This window comes from Paenarthrobacter sp. NPDC089307 (assembly GCF_040685055.1).
In the GTDB taxonomy this organism is placed as follows: Bacteria; Actinomycetota; Actinomycetes; order Actinomycetales; family Micrococcaceae; genus Arthrobacter.
In genome coordinates this window covers 128,207-148,591 of sequence record NZ_JBFBHE010000004.1, presented here as the reverse complement: position 1 = coordinate 148,591, position 20,385 = coordinate 128,207, and the positions used below count along the sequence as shown (strand labels likewise).

Annotated in this window: 20 protein-coding genes; 7 read left to right on the top strand and 13 right to left on the bottom strand. The window is 64.0% G+C overall.

All coding sequences use genetic code 11. The annotated features are described in order from the left end of the window. Nucleotides 1–3 precede the first annotated feature (3 nt). A complete protein-coding gene (locus tag AB0N72_RS11040; protein ID WP_363930758.1) occupies nucleotides 4–867 on the bottom strand; it encodes a hypothetical protein in 864 nt (287 codons plus the stop codon). A gap of 182 nt (nucleotides 868–1,049) precedes the next feature. Here AB0N72_RS11040 and xseA point away from each other — a divergent pair, with 182 nt between their 5' ends. Then, entirely contained in the window at nucleotides 1,050–2,327 is a 1,278-nt protein-coding gene (xseA, locus tag AB0N72_RS11035; RefSeq protein ID WP_363930453.1) for an exodeoxyribonuclease VII large subunit, read from the top strand. 36 nt (nucleotides 2,328–2,363) lie between these two features. After that, nucleotides 2,364–2,630 (top strand): exodeoxyribonuclease VII small subunit, encoded by a 267-nt coding sequence (locus AB0N72_RS11030; RefSeq protein WP_363930452.1) that lies wholly within the window; start codon nucleotides 2,364–2,366, stop codon nucleotides 2,628–2,630. A 3-nt stretch (nucleotides 2,631–2,633) separates the two neighbouring features. Here AB0N72_RS11030 and AB0N72_RS11025 read toward each other — a convergent pair whose 3' ends face one another. The 9 genes from AB0N72_RS11025 to AB0N72_RS10985 all read right to left on the bottom strand — a co-directional run bounded on the left by AB0N72_RS11025 (nucleotide 2,634) and on the right by AB0N72_RS10985 (nucleotide 12,253). Beyond that, the gene (locus tag AB0N72_RS11025) at nucleotides 2,634–3,488 is read right to left on the bottom strand and encodes a polyphosphate kinase 2 family protein (protein ID WP_363930451.1); all 855 of its coding nucleotides are present in this window, start codon (nucleotides 3,486–3,488) and stop codon (nucleotides 2,634–2,636) included. A 53-nt stretch (nucleotides 3,489–3,541) separates the two neighbouring features. After that, nucleotides 3,542–4,762 (bottom strand): pyridoxal phosphate-dependent aminotransferase, encoded by a 1,221-nt coding sequence (locus tag AB0N72_RS11020; protein WP_363930450.1) that lies wholly within the window; start codon nucleotides 4,760–4,762, stop codon nucleotides 3,542–3,544. Between the two features lie 120 nt (nucleotides 4,763–4,882). Continuing rightward, a complete protein-coding gene (locus AB0N72_RS11015) occupies nucleotides 4,883–5,839 on the bottom strand; it encodes an ABC transporter substrate-binding protein (protein ID WP_363930449.1) in 957 nt (318 codons plus the stop codon). Further along, nucleotides 5,836–6,579, bottom strand: a complete 744-nt coding sequence (locus AB0N72_RS11010; RefSeq protein WP_363930448.1) for an ABC transporter permease — start codon at nucleotides 6,577–6,579, stop codon at nucleotides 5,836–5,838. Before AB0N72_RS11010 ends, AB0N72_RS11015 begins: the two co-directional genes overlap by 4 nt. Further along, nucleotides 6,576–7,316, bottom strand: coding sequence for an ABC transporter permease (locus AB0N72_RS11005; RefSeq protein ID WP_363930447.1), 741 nt, complete (start codon nucleotides 7,314–7,316; stop codon nucleotides 6,576–6,578). Before AB0N72_RS11005 ends, AB0N72_RS11010 begins: the two co-directional genes overlap by 4 nt. Further along, entirely contained in the window at nucleotides 7,316–8,410 is a 1,095-nt protein-coding gene (locus AB0N72_RS11000; protein WP_363930446.1) for an ABC transporter ATP-binding protein, read from the bottom strand. The genes AB0N72_RS11005 and AB0N72_RS11000 overlap by 1 nt, the downstream gene beginning before the upstream one ends. A 155-nt stretch (nucleotides 8,411–8,565) precedes the next feature. Next, nucleotides 8,566–9,735 carry a ribosome small subunit-dependent GTPase A gene (gene rsgA / locus AB0N72_RS10995; protein ID WP_363930445.1) on the bottom strand — a complete coding sequence of 390 codons (1,170 nt, stop codon included), beginning with the start codon at nucleotides 9,733–9,735 and terminating at the stop codon, nucleotides 8,566–8,568. A 229-nt stretch (nucleotides 9,736–9,964) separates the two neighbouring features. Further along, nucleotides 9,965–10,426 carry an NUDIX hydrolase gene (locus AB0N72_RS10990; RefSeq protein ID WP_363930444.1) on the bottom strand — a complete coding sequence of 154 codons (462 nt, stop codon included), beginning with the start codon at nucleotides 10,424–10,426 and terminating at the stop codon, nucleotides 9,965–9,967. Between the two features lie 30 nt (nucleotides 10,427–10,456). Next, nucleotides 10,457–12,253, bottom strand: coding sequence for a beta-galactosidase family protein (locus tag AB0N72_RS10985; RefSeq protein ID WP_363930443.1), 1,797 nt, complete (start codon nucleotides 12,251–12,253; stop codon nucleotides 10,457–10,459). Nucleotides 12,254–12,302: 49 nt separating this feature from the next. Between AB0N72_RS10985 and AB0N72_RS10980 the strand changes: the two genes are divergently transcribed. Continuing rightward, a complete protein-coding gene (locus tag AB0N72_RS10980; RefSeq protein WP_363930442.1) occupies nucleotides 12,303–13,337 on the top strand; it encodes a pirin family protein in 1,035 nt (344 codons plus the stop codon). Between the two features lie 63 nt (nucleotides 13,338–13,400). On the opposite strand, the gene AB0N72_RS10975 is transcribed toward AB0N72_RS10980, so the two are convergent. Next, a complete protein-coding gene (locus AB0N72_RS10975; protein WP_363930441.1) occupies nucleotides 13,401–14,336 on the bottom strand; it encodes a BadF/BadG/BcrA/BcrD ATPase family protein in 936 nt (311 codons plus the stop codon). Nucleotides 14,337–14,377: 41 nt separating this feature from the next. Between AB0N72_RS10975 and AB0N72_RS10970 the strand changes: the two genes are divergently transcribed. Continuing rightward, a complete protein-coding gene (locus AB0N72_RS10970; protein ID WP_363930440.1) occupies nucleotides 14,378–15,433 on the top strand; it encodes a nitronate monooxygenase in 1,056 nt (351 codons plus the stop codon). Here the strand turns inward: AB0N72_RS10970 and AB0N72_RS10965 are convergent. Then, complete coding sequence (locus tag AB0N72_RS10965; RefSeq protein WP_363930439.1) at nucleotides 15,408–16,382, bottom strand: LysR substrate-binding domain-containing protein; 975 nt, start codon at nucleotides 16,380–16,382, stop codon at nucleotides 15,408–15,410. The two genes, AB0N72_RS10970 and AB0N72_RS10965, sit on opposite strands and share 26 nt — an antisense overlap. Nucleotides 16,383–16,505: 123 nt before the next feature. On the opposite strand from AB0N72_RS10965, the gene AB0N72_RS10960 reads away from it, so the two are divergent. Genes AB0N72_RS10960 through AB0N72_RS10950 form a run of 3 tightly spaced genes read left to right on the top strand, consistent with a single transcriptional unit; the run spans nucleotide 16,506 to nucleotide 18,967 of the window. Continuing rightward, nucleotides 16,506–17,735: an MFS transporter gene (locus AB0N72_RS10960; protein ID WP_363930438.1), complete on the top strand. Its 1,230-nt coding sequence runs from the start codon at nucleotides 16,506–16,508 to the stop codon at nucleotides 17,733–17,735. A gap of 29 nt (nucleotides 17,736–17,764) precedes the next feature. Continuing rightward, nucleotides 17,765–18,406 carry a TMEM175 family protein gene (locus AB0N72_RS10955; protein ID WP_363930437.1) on the top strand — a complete coding sequence of 214 codons (642 nt, stop codon included), beginning with the start codon at nucleotides 17,765–17,767 and terminating at the stop codon, nucleotides 18,404–18,406. Between the two features lie 54 nt (nucleotides 18,407–18,460). After that, nucleotides 18,461–18,967 carry an Lrp/AsnC family transcriptional regulator gene (locus AB0N72_RS10950; protein WP_011775479.1) on the top strand — a complete coding sequence of 169 codons (507 nt, stop codon included), beginning with the start codon at nucleotides 18,461–18,463 and terminating at the stop codon, nucleotides 18,965–18,967. 31 nt (nucleotides 18,968–18,998) lie between these two features. Here the strand turns inward: AB0N72_RS10950 and AB0N72_RS10945 are convergent, their stop codons facing one another. Then, nucleotides 18,999–20,234 carry an MFS transporter gene (locus AB0N72_RS10945; protein WP_363930436.1) on the bottom strand — a complete coding sequence of 412 codons (1,236 nt, stop codon included), beginning with the start codon at nucleotides 20,232–20,234 and terminating at the stop codon, nucleotides 18,999–19,001. Between the last annotated feature and the right edge of the window lie 151 nt (nucleotides 20,235–20,385).

The following is a 20,385-nucleotide window of genomic DNA, read 5'->3' as shown; positions in this document are numbered from 1 at the left end:
CCTTTAGCTGCGGGCAGAACGTGACCGTTGTCGCCCTGACAGCACTGCGGCGATGATGCCCACCACCAGAACTGCACCCGAAACCACCAGGGCGATCTGAACCCATTGCCCGAACCCGGTCCTGGCTGCCGTGAGGAACTCGTCCTTGAACAACTCCGCCACGCCGTTGGCACTGTCGAGGTTCCCGACCACTCCCCCTGCCAGGTCAGCCCCCGCAGACCAGAGGGCAGCGAGTGCCAACCCGCCGAGTCCAAGGAACACCATCACCAGTGAACGCCGGCGTGATGCAACAAGTGCCAGGAGGGCTGAGACCACAGCGCCAAGCGCCGGCACCCACCACAAGGGAGCGAAGGCAGCAACGCGCTCCACAAGTTGCCGGTGTGAGGGCTGCCCCAAGGAAACCAGGCTCTGCTCCGGAACATCAATACGGATCTTGGTGGCCTCGGCGAAGTGGTCACGGATCAGCTTGACCATGGGGCCGATGTCCAGGACCAAGGCCGTGCTGGCACCGGCCTCTTCCGGTTGATTGACCGTTCCAAAGTTGAGCTTGTGACTTTTCCGGACTGTATCCTCCCAAGCCTGCGGATAGTCGCTCCAGGACTGCATCCCCGAGGTTGCTTTCCGCAGGGCGTCGGCGGCCAGGGACTGAATGGGGTCCGGCAGGTCCACCGAGGACTCAAAGGTTCCCACGGCCGCTGCGGCCAGCCTGCTTTGGAATCCGGAGTCGTTTCCCAAGGATCCGGCGATACGGACGAACCCTTCTTCCTTGACTATGTTCTGGTCCACCCACGCGGTGGGAACGGCGACGGCCGTGAGGAGCACGGCGAGGACCACTCCCACTACTGAGACAAAAGTACGCAAGGCCATCCTTGAGGTTGGGGGCTGTGCCACCATCCTAGGTCTGTCCACATGATAGGAAAAATGTCGGGGCCGGGGATAAAGCTATGGATAGAGTTGGAAGGCGGCCGGCATGCAAGGCCGCACCCCTGAACGAGGACAACAAGAAATGCAGCCACAACCGCAGCGACCGGGACAGGTAAGGATCAGCCATGTCCGCTGAAGCGACGCCGAAATCAACCCTTCCCGGGACCGCTGCCGAAACCAGCCCGGATAATCCCTGGCCACTGCAGCTGTTGTCGCGCAAACTCAAGGCCCATATCGAACGCGCACCGGCTGCGTGGATCGAGGGCCAGGTCATTGAAATGAACCGCAGGGGCGGCAACGCCTTCCTCACACTGCGGGATGTCGACGCCGAAATTTCCCTTCCCGCGTCTGTATGGTCCACGGTGCTTGACCGGCAGAAGATTCCTTTGGAACGGGGATCCCGCGTGGTGGCACTGGTCAAGGCGGACTTCTGGGTCAAAACGGGACGCCTGAACATGTCGGTCAAGGACATCCGCCCGGTGGGGCTGGGCGACCTGCTGGTAAGGATCGAGAGGCTGCGCCAGGCGCTGGCCGCAGAGGGTTTGTTCGCCGACTCACGGAAGCGGAAACTGCCCCTGCTCCCCCACCGCATTGGCTTGATCACAGGCAGGGACTCCGACGCCAAGAAGGACGTCATGCGGAACGCTGCCTTGAGATGGCCTGCAGTTGACTTCGACGTCCGCGAAGTCGCTGTCCAGGGCAACACAGCCGTTTCCCAAATCATCGCCGCCTTGAAGAAGCTTGATGCTGACCCGCATGTGGACGTCATTGTGCTCGCCCGCGGCGGTGGGGCCTTGGAAGATCTACTCCCGTTCAGCAATGAGGACCTGATCAGGGCTGTATCGGCAGCCACCACGCCCGTGGTCAGCGCCATCGGACACGAAGCCGATCGTCCCATCCTGGATGATGTGGCGGACCTCCGGGCATCTACCCCCACGGATGCCGCCAAACGCATCGTCCCGGATGTCGCCGAAGAATTGGCCATGGTCCGGCAAGCAAGGGAACACCTCCGCCGTGGGATCAGCCGCCTGGTGGACCGGGAAACTGACAGGCTCCATTCCTTGAAATCCCGGCCCGTCCTGGCGGCACCAGCCTCCATGGTGGACGCCCGCGCGGAAGACATTCACAGGCTCCAACGCAGGACCCACTCGGCGGTCAGCACAGCCGTGGTCCGCGCCTTGGATCAGGTGCACCACCTCCGCGCCCAGGTCCGCGCACTGTCACCGCAGAAGACACTGGACCGCGGCTATGCCGTAGTCCAGCTCATTGGCGAGGACCAGACAGGGCACCACGTCGTCAGCAGCCCTGACGAGGCACCGGACGGAACAGCACTCGCCATTCGGGTAGCCCACGGACGGTTCAAAGCCCTCTCCGCAGGGCACGGGGAACTCCTCGATCCCTGAGCCCGCCAACCACCCAACAGACACGTAAAGGACATCATGACCGACACCAACCCAGCACCCGGCGGGCCGGAATCACTCGACTCCTTGAGCTACGAGGAAGCCCGCGAACAACTGGTGGCCGTGGTCAGCCGGCTCGAGGCCGGAGGAGCCAGCCTCGAGGAATCCCTGGCCCTCTGGGAGCGCGGCGAGGCCCTCGCCAAACGCTGTGAGGAATGGCTGGAAGGCGCCCGCAAGCGCTTGGCCACCGCCCGGGACGCAGAAAACGACGCCGGCACGGCCCCGGGAGCCGGCCAGCAGTCGTAATCCCTAGGATTCCGCCACGAGCGCACGTTCGGCAGCAACGTCGAAATCGGCCTTGGGCCACTTCAAATCCAGGCCTTCCAAGGCATCCAGCAGCAGCTGTTGAACAGCGATCCTTGCGTACCACTTCTTGTTTGCCGGCACCACATGCCATGGCGCCACATCCGTTGAGGTCTTCTCAAAGGCGATGCTGTAGGCCGCCATGTAGTCGTCCCAGTAGGCGCGTTCGGCGAGGTCGCCCCGGCTGTACTTCCAGTGCTTGGCGGGATCGTCCAGCCGGGCTATGAGACGCTCTTTCTGCTCGTCCTTGCTGATGTTGAGCATGACCTTGACGATAGTGGTCCCCTCCTCGGCCAGGCGTGCCTCAAAGTCGTTGATGGCGGCATACCGCCGCTCCAGCTCTTTGCCATCTGCCCAGGCATGCACACGGTGGATCAGGACGTCCTCGTAGTGGGAGCGGTCGAAAACCCCCACCATTCCAGCTGCCGGCACCTGCTTCTCGATCCGCCACAGGAAGTCATGCGACTTTTCCTCATCCGTAGGCGCCTTGAAAGCGGCCAGGTGAACACCTTGTGGGTCCATCGCACCCACCACGTGACTCACGATGCCGCCCTTGCCCGCCGTATCCATGGCTTGCAGGATCAGCAGGAGCCTCTTGGGGCTCCCGAACTTGCCCTCGGCGAAGAGCTGCTCCTGCAGTTCGGCCAGACGCTCGTCCTGGGCGGCAAGCAAAGCCTTGCCGTCCGCTTTGGCGCCGGTGTACCCGGGAGTGGATTGGGGATCGACGCTTGCCAGCGAAAAACCGGGCCCTACCTTCAGGACCTCGGCCGGACTTTTGGCGAACTCAACTGCAGCAGCCATGTGGCATACCCTCCTGTCCCGCCGCGCCCTCATGGCGCTGCGATGACCTCAGGCTAGTTGCCCGGGTACCTGGACAGGAAGTCCGCCATGCGACCAATCGCTTCTTCTATGTCCTTGACGTTGGGCAAGGTCACCATCCGGAAGTGGTCGGGACGAACCCAGTTGAATGCGCGTCCATGCGAGACCAGGATCTTCTGTTCCTTCAACAGGTCAAGGACAAATTTCTCGTCATCCCTGATGTGGTAGACCTCGGGGTCCAGCTTCGGGAACAAATACAGGGCGCCCCTGGCCTGCTGGGTGCTGACTCCGGGGATCGCGTTGAGGAGATCGTAGGCTTTGTTGCGCTGCTCCAGCAGCCTGCCGCCCGGCAGGATGAGGTCGTTGATGCTCTGGTAGCCACCGAGCGCAGTCTGGATGGCGTGCTGGGCAGGTACGTTGGCGCACAGCCGCATGTTGGCCAGGAGGTTGATGCCTTCGAGGTAGTCAGCAGCGTCCTTCTTCGGGCCTGAGATGGCCATCCAGCCCGCGCGGTAACCGCAGACCCGGTAGGCCTTGGACAATCCACTGAACGTCAGGCACAGGACGTCGTCGCCCGTCAGGGCAGCGAGGTTGGTGTGGACGGCGTCTTCGTAAAGGATCTTCTCGTAGATCTCATCGGCGAACAGCACCAAACCGTGCTTTTCGGCCAGCGCCACCATCCGTTTGAGTGTCTCTTCCGGGTAAACGGCGCCTGTGGGGTTGTTGGGGTTGATCACCACGATGCCCTTGGTCCGGGGCGTGATCTTCGATTCGAGGTCCTCGAGATCGGGCTGCCAGCCGGAGTCCTCGTCGCAGAGGTAGTGCACGGGGCGGCCGCCGGCCAGCGAAACGGACGCCGTCCAGAGCGGGTAGTCGGGCGTAGGGATCAGCACCTCGTCGCCGTCTTCCAGCAGGGCCATGAGGGACATGGTGATCAGCTCGCTGACACCGTTGCCCAAGTAGATGTCGTCCACGTGGATGTTCTGAATGCCGCGGGTCTGGTAGTACTGCGATACCGCGGTCCGCGCGGAGAAAATGCCGCGTGAGTCGCTGTAGCCCTGGGCGTTGGGCAGGTGGCGGATCATGTCCACCAAAATGGCGTCAGGCGCTTCAAAACCGAACGGTGCCGGGTTTCCGATGTTCAGTTTAAGGATCCTGTGACCCTCCGCCTCCATCTGCTGGGCGGCCTGAAGAATCGGTCCACGGATGTCGTAGAGGACATTATGAAGCTTGGTGGACTGCTTGAAATTCGCCATTCCTCAAATATGCCACACGGGTGATGTACTTCAGCTGAGACTTGACTCACATAAAAGACGACGGCGGTGACGGGCCCGCGCGGGTCCGTCACCGCCGTCGTACGCGGTTTTGTCCGGGTGCTACTTGACGATGCCCTTGTCCTTGAGCCACGCCGCTGCGGCGTCCTTGGGTGACTGCTTCTGGTCGCCGCTGACGGCCCTGTTCAGGTTGATCAGGTCCTCGGTGGTGAGGATCTTGGAAACATTGTTCAGTGCTTCCTTGGCCTTATCCGTCATCTTGGCCTTGCTGTAGAGCGGCAGGACTTGCTGCGCCTTGAAGTTGTTCTTGGGATCTTCAAGGACCACGAGGTCGTTGTCGACGATGGAGGGCGTGGTGGTGTAGATGTCGGCCACCTGGACCTTGTCCTCCAGCAATGCCTGCAGGGTCAGGTTGCCGCCGCCATCACTGAACGGCTGCAATCCCTTGAGCTCGCAGTTGTAGTTCTTCTTCAGTCCCGGGAAACCGTAGGAGCGGGTCTCGAATGTGGCCGGAGCAGCCATGGTGAAGTCCTTGCACACCTTGGCCAGGTCCTCGATGGACTTCAGCTGGTACTTCTCGGCCGTGGCCTTGGTGACCACCATGGCGTCCTTGTCCTCTGCCTTGGAAGCATCCAGGACGGCCAGGCCATCGGGAAGCTTGCCAGGGAGGGCCTTGTAGACGTCGTCGGCTGAAACCTCCGTGGCCTCGGTATCCACGAAGGAAAGGAGGTTGCCGGAGTAGTCCGGGACGAGGTCGATGGAGCCGTCCTGCACTGCCTTGAAGTAGATCTCACGCGAACCGATGTTCGGCTTGGACGTGGCCGTTAGTCCTGCTGCGTTGAGGGCACCAACATAGATCTCGGCGATGACCTGGCTCTCGGGGAAGTCAGCGGAACCGACCACCAGGGAACCTCCTCCGGAGGAGCCACTGGGCGCCGCGGAGGAGGGACTGGCCAGGGGGCTGCCGCCGCACGCGCTCAAGGCAAGGGCCACACCTACACCTGCTGCAAGGCCACCGAGGCCACGGCGTGTAAGGGTCATGGGGACGGGGTTCTTCATGGTGTACCTCCTTGAACGGCAGCCCCGGCTGGAGCCGCGGCTGTGAGATCTTCGGCAGCCTTGTGGCTGCCTTTTGAGTCGAGGGTAAGCCCAGGTGAGAGGACCAGCTGTTGCACAGCGGCGAGGATCAGGTCCACGGCGATGGCCAGTCCGGCGATCAACAACGAGCCGCCGAGCATCCTTGGAAAATCCTGAAGGACCAGGCCATCGAACAAGTAGCGGCCCAGCCCGCCCAGCGGCAGGTAGGCCACAACGGAAACAGTAGCGATGACTTGGAGCACGGCGGTGCGGATGCCACCGAACATGACTTGGAGGCCATTGGGAAGTTCCACCCGGAAGAGGATCTGCAGTTCGGTCATGCCCACGGCCCTGGCGGCATCGACGACGTTGGCGTCAACGCTGGAAATGCCGGCGTAGGTGCCCGCCAAAAGCGGCGGCACAGTAAGGATGACCAGCGCCCAGACCGGCGGCATGAGTCCGCTGCCGGCCAGCAACGCAAAGAGGACCAACAAGCCAAGGGTGGGCAAGGCCCGGAGGGCGCCGGCCACGGCGACAGCAACAACGCGGCCCCGGCCCGTGTGGCCAATGAAGAGACCTACCGGCACCGCAATGACTGCGGCGATGAGCAGGACCAGGCCGCTGTACTGAAGATGCTCAAGCAACCGGGTGGGAATGCCGCCGCTGCCGGTCCAGTGTTTGGGGTCGACAAGCCAGGCGATGGTCTCGGCAAAGATATTCATGCGGACGCCCCCGGATCGGGACGCGGGCCGGTGTGCTGGAGACCGGGAGCGGTCTTGGGCTCAGTGATCAAGGTGGTGGCATCGGCTGTGGAAGATTTGCCGCCTGCCGCACGGGTCCAAGGTGTCAGGAGCCGTTCCAACACCACAAGGACGGCATCCATCAGCAAAGCCAGGACCAGGATCGCTATGATGCCCACTATTACCTCGGTAACGAAAGTCCGCTGCAGCCCGTCAGTGAACAGAACGCCCAGGTTTCCAACGCCAAGCAACGCCGCGACGCTCACAAGGGAAATGTTGCTGACCGACACCACGCGAAGACCTGCGAACATCACGGGCAAGGACAACGGCAGGTCAACCTGGAAGAACCGGGCCAGGGGTTTGAAGCCCATGGCAACCGCGGCGTTCCGCAGGTCATCGTCCACCGAGTCGAAAGCATCCATGGCCGCGCGAACCAACAGGGCCACCGCGTAGATGGTCAAGGCCACCACCACGTTGAGGGGATCCAGGATCCGCGTCCCCAGGATGGTGGGAAGGATGATGAACAGGGCCAGCGACGGAATGGTGTAAAGCAGTGACGTTGCGGTAGCCACCACCGAACGGAGTGTGCTGTTGCGCCGGGCAACTTGCGCCAGGGGAACAGAGATCACCAAACCGAGAACCATGGGAATGATCGCAAGCACCAGGTGCTGTCCGGCCAGTCCCAGGACCATTGCGCTGTTGGCAAGGAACCACTCCATCAGGTGGCGTCCTCCCTGTGGTGGCGAACTTCCTCAATCAGGGCCAGGACCTCCGGCGCCTTCAGGACTCCGGCTACCCGGCCGTCGTCGTCCACTGCCACCCCAAGGCCCGACGGCGACGACAACGCCGCATCCAGCGCACGGCGCAGCGTGTCCCCCTTGCGGAAGAGGGAACCGCCCGGAATAAGGCCCGCACCATCCCGGGGCGAGGACCAGCCCAAGGGACGCGAGTCCGCGTCCACCACCAAAGCCCATTCGCCCGAGCTGCGGCCGGCACTGTGGCCGTCGTTGGGCCCGACCATTGTTACCGGGTGCAAGGTCACGGCGTCTGCTGCGTTGAAGGCAAGGTGCCGGAATCCGCGGTCACGGCCCACGAACGAGGCAACAAAGTCATTCGCGGGTGCCCTGAGGATCTCCTCCGGGGCCGCGTACTGGGCCAGCTTGCCGCCCACGGCGAACACCGCCACTTTGTCGCCCAGCACGGTGGCTTCGTCGATGTCGTGGGTGACGAACACGATGGTCTTGGCCAGTTCGCGCTGCAGGCGCAGCAACTCTTGCTGCAGTTCGTCGCGGACCACGGGATCCACTGCGCTGAACGGCTCGTCCATGAGCAGGACAGGCGGATCAGCAGCAAGCGCCCGGGCAACCCCGACGCGCTGCTGCTGACCACCGGAGAGTTGGCTCGGGTACCGCTTCCCGAGAACCGAAGCCAGCCCGACGACGTCGAGCAGTTCCGCCGCGCGTTTGCGTGCCGCTGCCTTGGGCACGCCGTTAAGCCGGGGAACGGTGGCAATGTTGTCCAGTACCGAGCGATGCGGCAACAGGCCCGATGACTGCATGACGTATCCCATGGAGCGGCGAAGCTTGGCCGCCGGAACCTGCGATACGTCCTCGCCGTCGACCGTGATGGTTCCGCTGCTGGGCTCCACCATCCGGTTGATCATGCGCAGGGATGTGGTCTTGCCGCAGCCCGAAGGCCCCACGAACACGGTGATTGCACCCTTGTCGATGGACATGGTGAGAGCGTCCACCGCCGGTTGCCCGCCCTGGTATTGCTTGGTTACGCTCTGGAACTCAATCATGGCTTCGGCCATACCCGGGCTTACCTATCTGTGGTCGAGAACATCGGTAGAGCCTGATGATCATATGCACTCTTATTACGTGGCTGCAAAGCAATCTTCACCCAGCGTAGCCAGCACCGCCGACGATGTCAGCGGTGGCACGATTTCCGTAATCAATCGGCAATGTTTCACATTTTCCGTCGTTTTCCTCCCTTGCCGGACCGTTCCGCAGCTTGGTCGTGCTTGTAGCGTTCGACGGCGCGTTGTCCCCTGTCTGCCGACATGACCTTCTGGTGCCATTCGCGCTGGTAGGCGCGGCGGGCCGCGGCGTCGTGTTTCCGGTTCAGCGCGGCCAGTTCGCGTTGCAGTTTCAGGTAGCTGGCCCATCGCCGCTGGTCCAGGGCCTCCTCCGCGAGCGCCTGCTGCACGGCGCAGCCCGGCTCCGCCTGGTGGGCGCAGTCGGCAAAGCGGCAATGGGCGAAGAGCTCCTCAAGGTCGCCGAACATCTCCTCCATCCCGTCCTCTGCGTCAAAAAGTCCGAACCCGCGCACTCCGGGGGTGTCCATCAGGACGGCTCCACCGCCCAGCGGCACCAGTTCCCGGGCCGTTGTTGTGTGCTTGCCCTTGCCGTCTCCGGCCCGGACAGCGCCGGTCTGCTGGACAGCGTGGCCAGCGAGGGCGTTGATGAGTGTTGATTTTCCTGCCCCGGAGGGTCCCAGGAACACCAGGGTGGCCCCGTCTGGGACGTGCAGCATGAGTTCATCCAGGCCGTCTCCGTGTTCGGCCGAGGTGGTGACCACCTCCACGCCGGCCGCCTGCTTGATGACCTCCCCCACGACGTCGTCCGCAAGGTAGGCCAGGTCTGCCTTGGTGATGACCACCAAGGGCGTGGCCCCGGAATCCCACGCCGCTACCAAGGTCCGTTCCAGTCGGTTGTGGGTGAGTGGACGGTCCACCGGGACTACAACCGCCACGATGTCGATGTTGCTGCCAAGGATTTGTTCCTCGGAGGATGCTTCGAAGGCCCGCTTCCGGCTAAGCGCCGAAAAACGAGGCAAGACGTCGACGACGGCCGGCTCACCAGCGCCGTTGTGGCCGAGCCATACCCAGTCCCCTGTGGCAGGTACCAGTCCGTGGGCAGGGTAGGGCAAGTGAAGGAGCCCGTCAGCCGCTGCGACGAGCACCCGGTTGCGGTCCAGGCGGACCACCCTTCCCGGGCTGGCGTCATGCTGGTTGCCGGGCGCAGTGTTGGCGCTGAAGAGTGCTGCTGTTTTTTCTGTAAAGCCGTATTCCACAGGTCCGCGGAGTGGCATGGTGGTGCTGGCTGAAGGGTCGCTTGAAGAAGCGTAAATGTTCAAAATGGGATGCCTCTACTGAGGCCCGGCTGCCTGCTAGTGGCGGGCGGATGCCGGGACAGGATGGGTGGTGTGATGAGGGTGCGCCGCCGCGTGCGGGGCGCGCGAAGTTATGGCAATCATCAAATCCACCTCCTTGGGCATCCAGGCCGGCTCTGAGTGGCCGGCAACGATGCCCAGCCTAGCCAACTGCGGGCAGCTTGGCTAGCTGTCTTTTGCCAGTTTTGCTCGGTTAGCTCTCTGCGCTGGGCTTGCCATCCGCGGGCCGCTCCTTGTGGAGGCGCAGGGCGGTATCCACCAACGACACCCGGTTGAGCTTCCCGATGTCCTCCAAAGGGATCCACGCAGCGTGGGTGGTGCTGCCATCCACCTCATACGTCAGTTCTCCGCCCACCACGGTGGCCTCAAACACGATACGGAGGGCCTCGAAACCCCTCACGGAGCCGTCCGGACCCGCCTCACCAAGCCAGTGTCCGACGTCGATCCCCAACATCCGGTCAATCCTCGCCTCATAACCGGTCTCCTCCATGACTTCACGCAGGCACCCGTCCACGGGATGTTCGCCAAAGTCCAGCCCGCCGCCGGGCAGCGTCCAGCCTTCCTTGTCGTCCTGCTTCCAGTAGGCCAGCAGGATCCGCCCTTCCTTGACGATGACGGCGTAAGCTGCGGGGCGGGTATCGAACTGCGGGCTCATCGTGCCAGCATAATTCCCATGGCCTGGTCCCTACGGCAGCTCGGCCGCCGCAATGGGTCCTGCCTCTTGGGGGCCAAGGTCCGGTTGTTCACGAAGTTCGACGACGGTGCCGGGCTTACCGAGCTCAAGAACCTTGATGCGGTTGAGGCCCGGATTCAGCAAGGGCGCCGGAGCGTACAGGGTTACCTGCGGTCCCTTGTCCCAGTACCGTCCCAGAAGGAAGCCATTGAGCCACACGAAGCCCTTCCCGGAGTCGGGCAAGGCTATGTAGGTATCGGCCGGCTCCGTGATTTCGAAGTCAGCGCCGGCCAGCTGCTCCAGCTCTTCGCTCCCCCACCCGGCGAGGGCTACCGGGATCTGCGTCCAGTGGAAGGTGTAGCGCTGGTTGATGAGGACGCCACCCAGGATGCCCTTGCCTTGGCCGGTCAGGGGCCCGTAGTTGATGCGGCCAAGGTTCTCCACCAGGATCTCCAGCTTGGCGGGAGCTCCGGTGCCTGTCACTGGCAACCCGTCGGCCCCGGTGGCATCGTCAAGGACCCCAGCGAAGATCCCATCCACCCAGATGTAGGCACGGTCATTCAAACCGTGGATCTTCAGCTTGCTCTGGCCGGGGGCATCGCGGCGTCCCGGCAGGATGGCCTCGGCCGCATACAGGACCATGCCGCCGTCGAGCCCCAACTGCTCGAAGGTGAGTGGCCTGACGCTCCGGACCGGAGTGCCGGCCTTCCGGGCCAGCTCCAGCAGTTCCGGACCCGCGGAAAGCGGCAGCGACTGTGCTGGGATGACAGGTGGGTCCGCGAGCAGTTCTGCAGGGAGCTGGGGCAGGTCCTTGATGCCCTGGGCACGGAAGAATTCCTCGCGGAACGCATGGAATTTCGGCGTCAGTGCGCCGTTCTCGGCGATGGGAGCGTCGGAGTCATAGCTTGTGACGGTGGGCTGCAGTCGGGAGCCGTCATGGTTGCTGCCGGAGCCGAGGCCGAAGTTGGTTCCGCCGTGGGCCATGTACACACAGACCGAGCCGCCAAGGTCAAGCATCTTGCGTGCTTCGAGCGCGGCATCGGCGGCATCGCGGCGGTGGTGGTGTTCACCCCAATGATCGAACCAACCACCCCAGAACTCCACGTTGAAGAACGGTTCGTCCGGCCGGCGCCGCTTCCAGGTTTCCACGGCTTCATCGCCCCGGCTGCCCAGGGTCGCGGTGGCCCAGGTGCCTTCCACGGAGCCGCCGTCGAGGAAGTAGTCCGTGCCGCCGTCGGCAGTAAACAGCAGTTCCGTGATGCCGCGCTCCTCGAGCACCCGCCGGTTCCACCGGATGTAGTCGTGGTCATCGCCGTAGCTGCCGTATTCGTTCTCGATCTGCACCGCCACCACCGGGCCGCCCGCGGAGGCTTGCCGGGAAGCCACAATCGGCAGGAGATGATCGAACCACTCCTCAATAGCGGCTGTGAAGACCGGGTCCATGCAACGCAGGCCGATGCCCGGAATACCTGTCAGCCATGATGGGAAGCCCCCGTTGTCCCATTCGGCGCAGATGTAGGGGCCTGGGCGGACGATGACGTCGAGGCCTTCCTCAGCTGCGAGGTCGATAAAGTGCCCTACGTCCCGCCATCCGGTGAAGTCCGGCGCTTCTTCGCGCCTGGGCTGGTGGAAGTTCCAGGCAACGTAGGTGTCAACGGTGTTGGCGCCCATAGCCTTGAGTTTGCGCAGCCGGTCCCGCCATAGGTCAGGGTGAACCCGGAAGTAGTGGATGGCCCCGGCGAAGATGCGATACGGTTCACCCGAACGGTAAAGGACAGCGTCGTGGTAGCTCAAGAGGGCGTTGTTCACACGGAACAGATTAGCTCAATTTCCAACATTTATGCACAGGTGATGACACGTGACCAATCTTGAAACTTCCCCCGCCCAGGAAGTCTGCCCGGCGGCCCACGAAGGCCAGGGTCCGTGCGTCCAGCTGTGGCCGGAGCGCGAAGTTCCCTTGGGTGGCGTCCGGGCCATGAACGTCATGCGGACATTGCCGCAGCGGGGACTTCCGACCGTCGGCGCGTGGTGCTTCCTGGACAGCTTCGGCCCGGACCGGGTGGCCATGAGCGTCCTTCCCCACCCGCATTGTGGCTTGCAGACAGTCACTTGGCCGCTGGAAGGCGCCGTCCGGCACCGTGACAGCGTCGGCAGCGATGTGGTGGTCCGGCCCGGCGAGCTGAACATCATGACTGCCGGCAATGGCATTTCCCACTCGGAGTTCTCAGTCCTTCCGGCGAGCTCCGGAAACGGCCCACAGCCGCTGGTTGAGGAATTGCCGGTTTCACGGGGACTGCAGCTCTGGGTTGCTCTTCCGGATGAGCACCGCCACCGCGCGCCTTCCTTTGAGCAGGTCCGCGACCTTCCCGTGGCTGTCGGCGAAGGTTTCACCGCAACTGTAATGGTGGGCGAATTCGCGGGGCGGAGCTCCCCCGCCACGATGTTCAGCCCGATTGTCGGCGCTGACATCGTGGGCTCGGGCCTGCTGGAACTTCCGTTGCGGCCGGACTTTGAGCACGCCGTGCTGGTCCTCGACGGGCACCTGGTTATCGATGGCCAGGACGTTGAGGCAGGGCCACTGGCCTACCTTGGCGCCGGGCGGACCAGCCTCGTGGTGCAGGCGCAACCGGACACCCGTTTCATGCTCCTGGGTGGAGAGCCCTTCGGCGAAGACCTGCTCATGTGGTGGAACTTTGTTGGCCGGACCCACGAGGAAGTGGAACAGGCCCGCGAAGAGTGGGAAGCCGAAGGACTGCTCGACGACGACGACGCCGCCGCCAGCTCACGTTTCGGCTTCGTTCACGGCCACGGACCCGACGCCGGACCGGAGGCCGGCCGGATCCCGGCTCCTCCGCTTCCGGGCGTGAAGCTCCGCCCCCGGACCCGCGCCTGAGTTTTTGTACACCTAATGCCCCTAAAAGGGCGTCTAAAGGTCATTAGGTGTACAAAAACTCCATCAGGGGGACTGCTCAGCTACCAGCCGGGGAACGCCGAACACGGGGTCCTGCTGGAGAATACGGACATCCGCGATCCCTTGTTCAGCCAACGAGGATTTGAAGGCCTCCTGCAAACGGACAACGTTCATTCCCAGCCCGCTGCCCAGAATCACCGGGCCGTCCAGGCCCAGCTGGCGGACGGCCTGGCCGGCCAGATCGGCCAGGTCCCGGCCCGCCTGCGCCACCATGGCCTGGCTCGCTTCATCGCCTGCGTCGGCTGCCTCCACCACGAGCCGGGCTTGCTGCGCCCAGAAGCGGCGGCCGGTATCCGGTGAGTGGAAGAGCGCGATCAGCTTGCCCGGCTCGTCCACCCCGCACGAGTCAAGGAGCGAGCGGCTCAGAAGGTCAGGCTCCAGGCCCTGGTTCATCCGCCGCAAGCTGTGGCGTACGGCCTCGCGTCCGAGCCAGTAGCCGCTTCCTTCATCTCCCAGGAGGTAGCCCCAGCCACCTGCCCTGGCTTCCTCGCCGGCGTCGTTCTTCCCCCACGCCGCGGAACCTGTCCCGGCGATCACGGCCACGCCTGAGCTCGCTCCCCCGGCGGCCAACAGCAGCCTCGAATCGTGCACGACGGTAATGCGCGCCCCCGGCACGTGCGGGGCGATCAGGTCCGCGAGCGCCTGGGCGTCTTCGTCCGTATCGATGCCACCAGCACCCGCATACACCTGGTCGATCCTGCCCCCGCCGATTTTCCCGAATAACTCGGCAAGGTTGGCAGCGGCCTGTTCCCGGCTGACGTTCTGGACATTGGAACTGCCTGCGGTCTCGTCGCGGACCGGCTCATTGTCTTCAAACCTCACACCGCGGGTTTTGGTGCCGCCGATGTCGAGCCCGATGACGGTGCCGCTCGCGGCCACGGAGGGGGCATGGGAATGCAGGGCAGAGTCATGATTGTTCACCGTGAAAGACTAGCTTGGAGCGTCCGGAGGAGGAACCGACCATGCCCGAATCCCTTTTTGGCACACCGTTTATTGCGGCCCCCATGGCTGGAGGAACATCCACGCCGTCGTTGGTGCAAGCCGTTGATGAGGCCGGAGGCCTGGGTTTCCTCGCTGCCGGGTACAAGAGTCCCGAGGCAATGGCCGCGGAGATCGCCGCCACAAGGGCCTTGGGAGTCCGGTTCGGCATGAACGTCTTTGTTCCTGACCGCGGTGCGCTCTCACCGGGCCCCGGGACGCGGGCGCGGCTGGAGGCGTACCGAGCGGAATTGGAGCCGGAAGCGGCCCGGTACGGCGTGACGTTGCCTCCGCTTCGCCTCGACGACGACGACGCCTGGCAAGGCAAAATCGATGCACTCGTGACAGACCCTGTGGAGGTGGTGAGCTTCGCCTTCGGCCTCCCAGGGCGTGCAGTGGTTGAATCCCTGCACAAGGCCGGAACACTCGTCATCACCAGCGTCACCAGCGTCCAGGAAGCCCTGGCTGCCGCCGAGGAGGGACCCGATGCCCTGACCGTCCAGCACTCCTCGGCAGGGGCGCACAGTGCGGCCTTCCTACCGGGCACCGCGGCAGCGGGCACCGCGGGGGCCACTACCCCGGCAGCCAGTACGACGGCGGAGCTGGTCGCCCAGGTGCGTGCCGCCGTCGGGCTTCCGCTGATAGCAGCAGGCGCGATCATGGACAGCAGCGCGCTGCGCGGGGTGCTCGACGCCGGCGCGATAGCCGCCCAGGTTGGCACTGCCCTGGTCCGCACCGAAGAGAGCGGAGCACGGCAGACCCACAAGGACGCCCTCGGAGATCCTGCTTTCACCAGGACCGCGTTGACCCGCGCTTTCACGGGTCGCCAGGCACGCTCATTGGTGAACGAATTCGTGCTGGATCACCAGGAAGCGCCTGAGGGGTACCCTGCCATCCACCACCTCACCGCTCCGGTCCGCGCTGCCGCTTCGGCCGCCGGCGACCCGCACCGACTCAACTTGTGGGCAGGCACTGGCTGGCGCCAGGCGCGGACGGGTTCGGCACGGGATGTGGTTATGGAGTTCCTGAGCGGGCTCTGACGAGCTCAGCCAGCAGTTCCCCACCTTCTGCAACCACCAGCTCGCGGAACAACCGGACGGCATCGGGCTCGAAGTTCCGCTCCCGCCACGCAATGCCAATCTGCCGGAATGCCAGGTCCGATTCGATAGGCACTTCAACGAGCCCCAGTTCGGCCTCGGGCAGGAATTGTCCCGTGCCGGACCCTGGCCCGGCCGGAGGAAGGATGCTGAACCCCAGACCTGCGGAGACGAGCCCGCGGGCTGAGGTGGATTCCTGGACCTCGAAGGCAATCCGTGGCCGGAATCCTGCTTCGCGGAGCAGGGCCTCCCCCAGTGCCCGCAAGCCGACTCCGGACGGGAGCGTCACATAGGGATCGTGCCGCAGTTCCGAAAGGTGCACGCTGCTCCGGCCGGCGAAGGGATGCCGGTAGTGCAGGACAGCCCTGAGCGGCTCACGGTACAGCGGGTGGGAGCGGATACCCCTGCCCTCCGGCGCGATGGGTGCGGTCAAGGCGAAATCCATTTCTCCGCCGACCAATTGCTGCAGGCAATCGTCGCGTGGCCCTTGCCAAAGATCGAACGCTGCGTGGGGATGGCGGCCGCGGAACGCGCTGATCAGGAGAGGGAGGGTGGCTTCCCCAAAGGTGTGCTGGAACGAAATTCCGATCCGCCCGCGCACGACGTCCGATTCGTGGCGTACCCGGTCCAGGCCTGCTTGGAAGTCCTCCAGCGCGGCGTCGATGTAGGGAAGCAGGGCCTTTGCCGCGGCAGTGAGCCGGATGCCGCGCCCATCGCGTACCAACAGGTCCATACCCACAATCGCACTGGCCCTGGCCACGGCACGGCTGACCGTCGACTGCGGCACACCGAGTATCTCCGCGGTTTCGGTCATGTGTTCCGTGCGCCCCAGTTCCGCAAGGACCGGAAGGAGCGGCAGGAGCTGGACGAGCTGCTGGTGCTCCGGTTCCACGAAGATTCCCCTCAGTGTGTCTGATCAGTGACCTGATCAGTGTGCCTACTCATGCAATTCTGCATCAATCATAGGTAACCCATGCATTGGAATGGATAGTTGCGGTAGCCCTAGTCTGGGCCGGTGAGCAGAACGAGCCTTGACCCGGCAACCGAGACCTGGGACGGACACGCCAAAGGGTCCCCCGGCTACCGTCGCGTGCTTGCGGCGTTGGCGCTTGCCGGCGTCGCGACATTCGCCCAGCTCTATTCCACGCAGGCGGTGCTGCCGCTCATGGCCGTCGATCTCCACATCACGGCCGCAGAGGCCGCGCTGAGCATCTCGCTGGCGACTGTCGGACTCGCGGCCACTGTGCTTCCGTGGTCCTTTGTTGCCGACAGGATCGGCAGGGTCCGGGCCATGGCCATCGGCATTGCTGCTGCGACACTCCTGGGTTTGCTGGTTCCACTGGCCCCGACTGTGCCCGTCCTGTTGGGTCTGCGGATGCTGGAAGGCATGGCCCTGGGCGGCATTCCCGCCATCGCCATCGCCTACCTCAACGAGGAAGTAACCAAGATCCACACCGCCCTGGCTGCGGGGAGCTACGTTGCCGGCACTACACTGGGTGGTCTCGCCGGCCGTTTGGTGGCGGGCCCGGTTGGCGAATTGTGGGGCTGGCGCGCGGCAGCGCTGGCCGTCTCCCTCCTGGGCACCGTCTCGGCTGTACTGTTCCTGGTGCTTGTTCCCAAGCAACGCCGCTTTACGCCTGCCCCGGCCATGGGTTTCCGCGGCGCCCTCCGTACGTTGGGCGGACACTCCCGAAATCCGAAACTTGTGTCCTTGTACCTCCAGGCGTTCCTGCTGATGGGCGGCTTCGTTGCGGTGTACAACTACCTTGGGTTCAGGCTGCATGCTGCGCCGTTTGTCCTGCCCGCCACCGCTGTGAGCCTCATTTTCCTGGCGTACTTGTCCGGCACCGTGTCTTCCCGATGGGCAGCCGGGCTCACCACAAGATTTGGCCGGCGCAACGTTTTGGTAGCCGGCATCGTGATCCTCTCGGCAGGGCTGGCCCTGACCTTGGTGGAGAATCTCGCAGCCATCTTGGCCGGACTGGTCATTTTCACCGGTGGCTTCTTCGCGGCCCACTCAGTTGGTTCCGGGTGGACCGGTGCCATCGCCACCACCGGTCGGGCACAGGCGGCTTCGCTGTACAACCTCTCCTACTACCTGGGTTCCAGCGTTATCGGCTGGGCTGGAGGCCTGCTATTTCAAGGGTTCGGCTGGACCGCTTTGGCCCTGGCGGTCATCGCCCTTTCCTGCACGACGGCGGCCGTCACCTTGGCAGTGCACCGCCCGCCGGGCAAATCCCACTGATCCGGCCCCCTGGTCCTACAATCGGAGGCATGACGCAGCCCGCGAAATCACGGCAGTTGTCCTCGCCTGAGCGTTTGCAGGCGTTTACCGACGCCGTGGTGGCGATTGCCCTGACCCTGCTGATCCTTCCCCTCATGGAAAGTGTTGGGGAATTGTCTGACCATCACGGAACCACGGCTCAATGGCTTGCCGAGGAGCAGTACGCGCTCCTGGGCTTTGGCCTCAGCTTCCTTCTTATTGCCGTGTTCTGGATGCACCACCACAGGCTTTTCCGCAACGTCCGGCAGATCGATCCGGGTTTGTTGTGGCTGACCGTGGCCTGGATGTTCTTCATTGTGGTGATGCCCGTGTCCACGTCGCTCTCCACCCAGCTGGACGCCGACTGGTCCCAGCCCCTGGTCTACATCGGAACGCTGTTTGGCACCAGCCTGACCCTTCTCCTGGCACGCGTTTACCTCAAGGCACATCCGGAGCTCCACGACATGGACCCTGAGGAGATGCGTTCCGGAATCCGGGCGGGCGCCATCGTCGCCGGGCTTTTCCTCGCTGCGCTGCTTGTCGCCCTTGTGGTTCCCTCGGCGGGAAACCTCCCCCTGCTGCTGATGTTGCTCAGCGAGCCGCTCCAGCGGTTGGACCGGCGGAGGGTCCACAGCAAGCCCGCAAAACGATAGTCACCTGAAGAATTCACCGCTTAGGATGGGTGAAAGGCAATTTCAGGAGGATCCGTGAGCAACCCCACGAAGAATGTTCGGTCAAGCACGGGCAGCGCAGAGCCGTTGGACGCGATCGATGAGCGAATCCTCGCAGCCTTGGTCGATGACGCCCGCATCTCCAACAAACAGCTGGCGGAGCTCGTGGGGATCGCTCCGTCCACAGCTCTGATGCGCACCCGGGCCCTGTCCGAGCGCGGCATCATTGAAGGTTTCGAAGCCGTGCTGAGCCTGCCGGCTATTGGACGCTCCGTGCAGGCATTGATCGCTGTGCGTCTCCGGGCGCACGACCGGGACCAGATCGACCGCTTTACAGCGCGCGTCCCCAAGCTGCCGGCCGTCATCTCGACGTTCCACACCACCGGTTCCGTCGACTACCTGCTGCACATCGCCGTCGCCAATACGGACGACCTCCGCAACTGGCTCCTGGACAACCTCGCCACGGACCCGGTGGTGGGACACACCGAGACCACCATGGTGTTCCAGCACATCCCCGGCAACCGGGGACCGCTGCCCGAGTAACCCCACAGAAGCTGCAGCGGCCCTGCGGCCATCAGGCCCGCAGGGCACTCCTCATGGACACGGCGGCCAGCGTGAGCGCCGCCACCCCGCACAGCACGGTGAAACCTACGACGGCGGCCTGCAGGCCCAGTGCCGTGACCGCGATTCCCAGCCCAATCACCGGAACTGCGCTTCCCAAGTACGTGATGACGTAAACCGTGCTGATCACTTGCGCGTGGCGGGCGGCCTCCACTTTTCCGGCCACTTCATTGAATACTTGCCGGAAAGCAATGCCCTGGCCCATACCGGCCGTGATGCTCGCAGCTACCAGGAGCCCCGGACTCGACCAGGCCGCGGCAGCTCCCACCAGGACCACGGACACGCCCAAGACGGCGAGCGCAGCAGGGACAACAAAGCGGCCACGGACACCCAGCAACTGGCTAAGGGCCGAGGCACCCAAAGTGACGCCGGCAAGAAGGCCGATCAACGGCCGGGAGTCTGCGTGAACCACCGTTGCGAAGTATCCGGGCGCCAGCGACAGGCAAAAACCGAACACGGCAAAGCTCAGGAATCCAGTGGCCGCGGCCATCCAAAAAGCGCCCCGGGCATCCTTGGAGATCGATGGCTTCCGAGGGGCAAGGACCTTGTGGGCCCTGGGCCCCTCCGCAGGTGCGATCGCCGGCCGGGCTTTCAGCAGCCACAGTGGAATGAGCGTTGCCAGCAGCACTGCCGAATGGACGTAGTAGGGCGAGCGGGTGGGTTCGGGCAAGAGGGACAAAAGACCACCAATCGCGGGACCCGCAGCCACACCTCCGGCTGAGGAAAGCAGTGTGAACCGGGAGGCCCATTCAGGCCGCGTGGGCAGCAACTCGCGCAAAGCTGCGGAACTGGCCCCCGTGGCGAGTCCTACCGCGACTCCCTGAAGGGCCCTGCCCGCGGACAGGGAAAGCAGCGAATCTGCGTTGGCGAAGATCGCTCCGCCCACCAGGCCAACCAGGACTGCAAGCACCAACGCTGCACGGCGCCCGATATGGTCCGACCAGTGGCCCGCCACCATCAGCACCGCGACCAGCGCCAGCACGTAGCTGGAAAAGGCCGCGGTCACGTCCAGCGATGACAGGCCGATCCTGGCCTGGAGCAGGGGGTACAGCGGGGTGGCGAGGTTTGCGCCAACCAGCAACGTAAAGATCACAACTCCGGCCAGGACCAGCCTGGCCGTGGTGGAGGCATCCCATCCCCAGCGCCCGGCGGTGGCCGGACGCATGCGGAGTTCGCTCAAGACAGTCATTTCCATGCCTTCGGACTCGGTTTCCGGACACGGTTTCCTTATGGGAAGCGCAGATCCGGCTAAGTATTGATGGCAATAGAATGCAGGACTACTGATTATTGCGAGCCAAAAGGGTGCGAGGATTGAGCAGAATACTCAAAGATGCATCAAC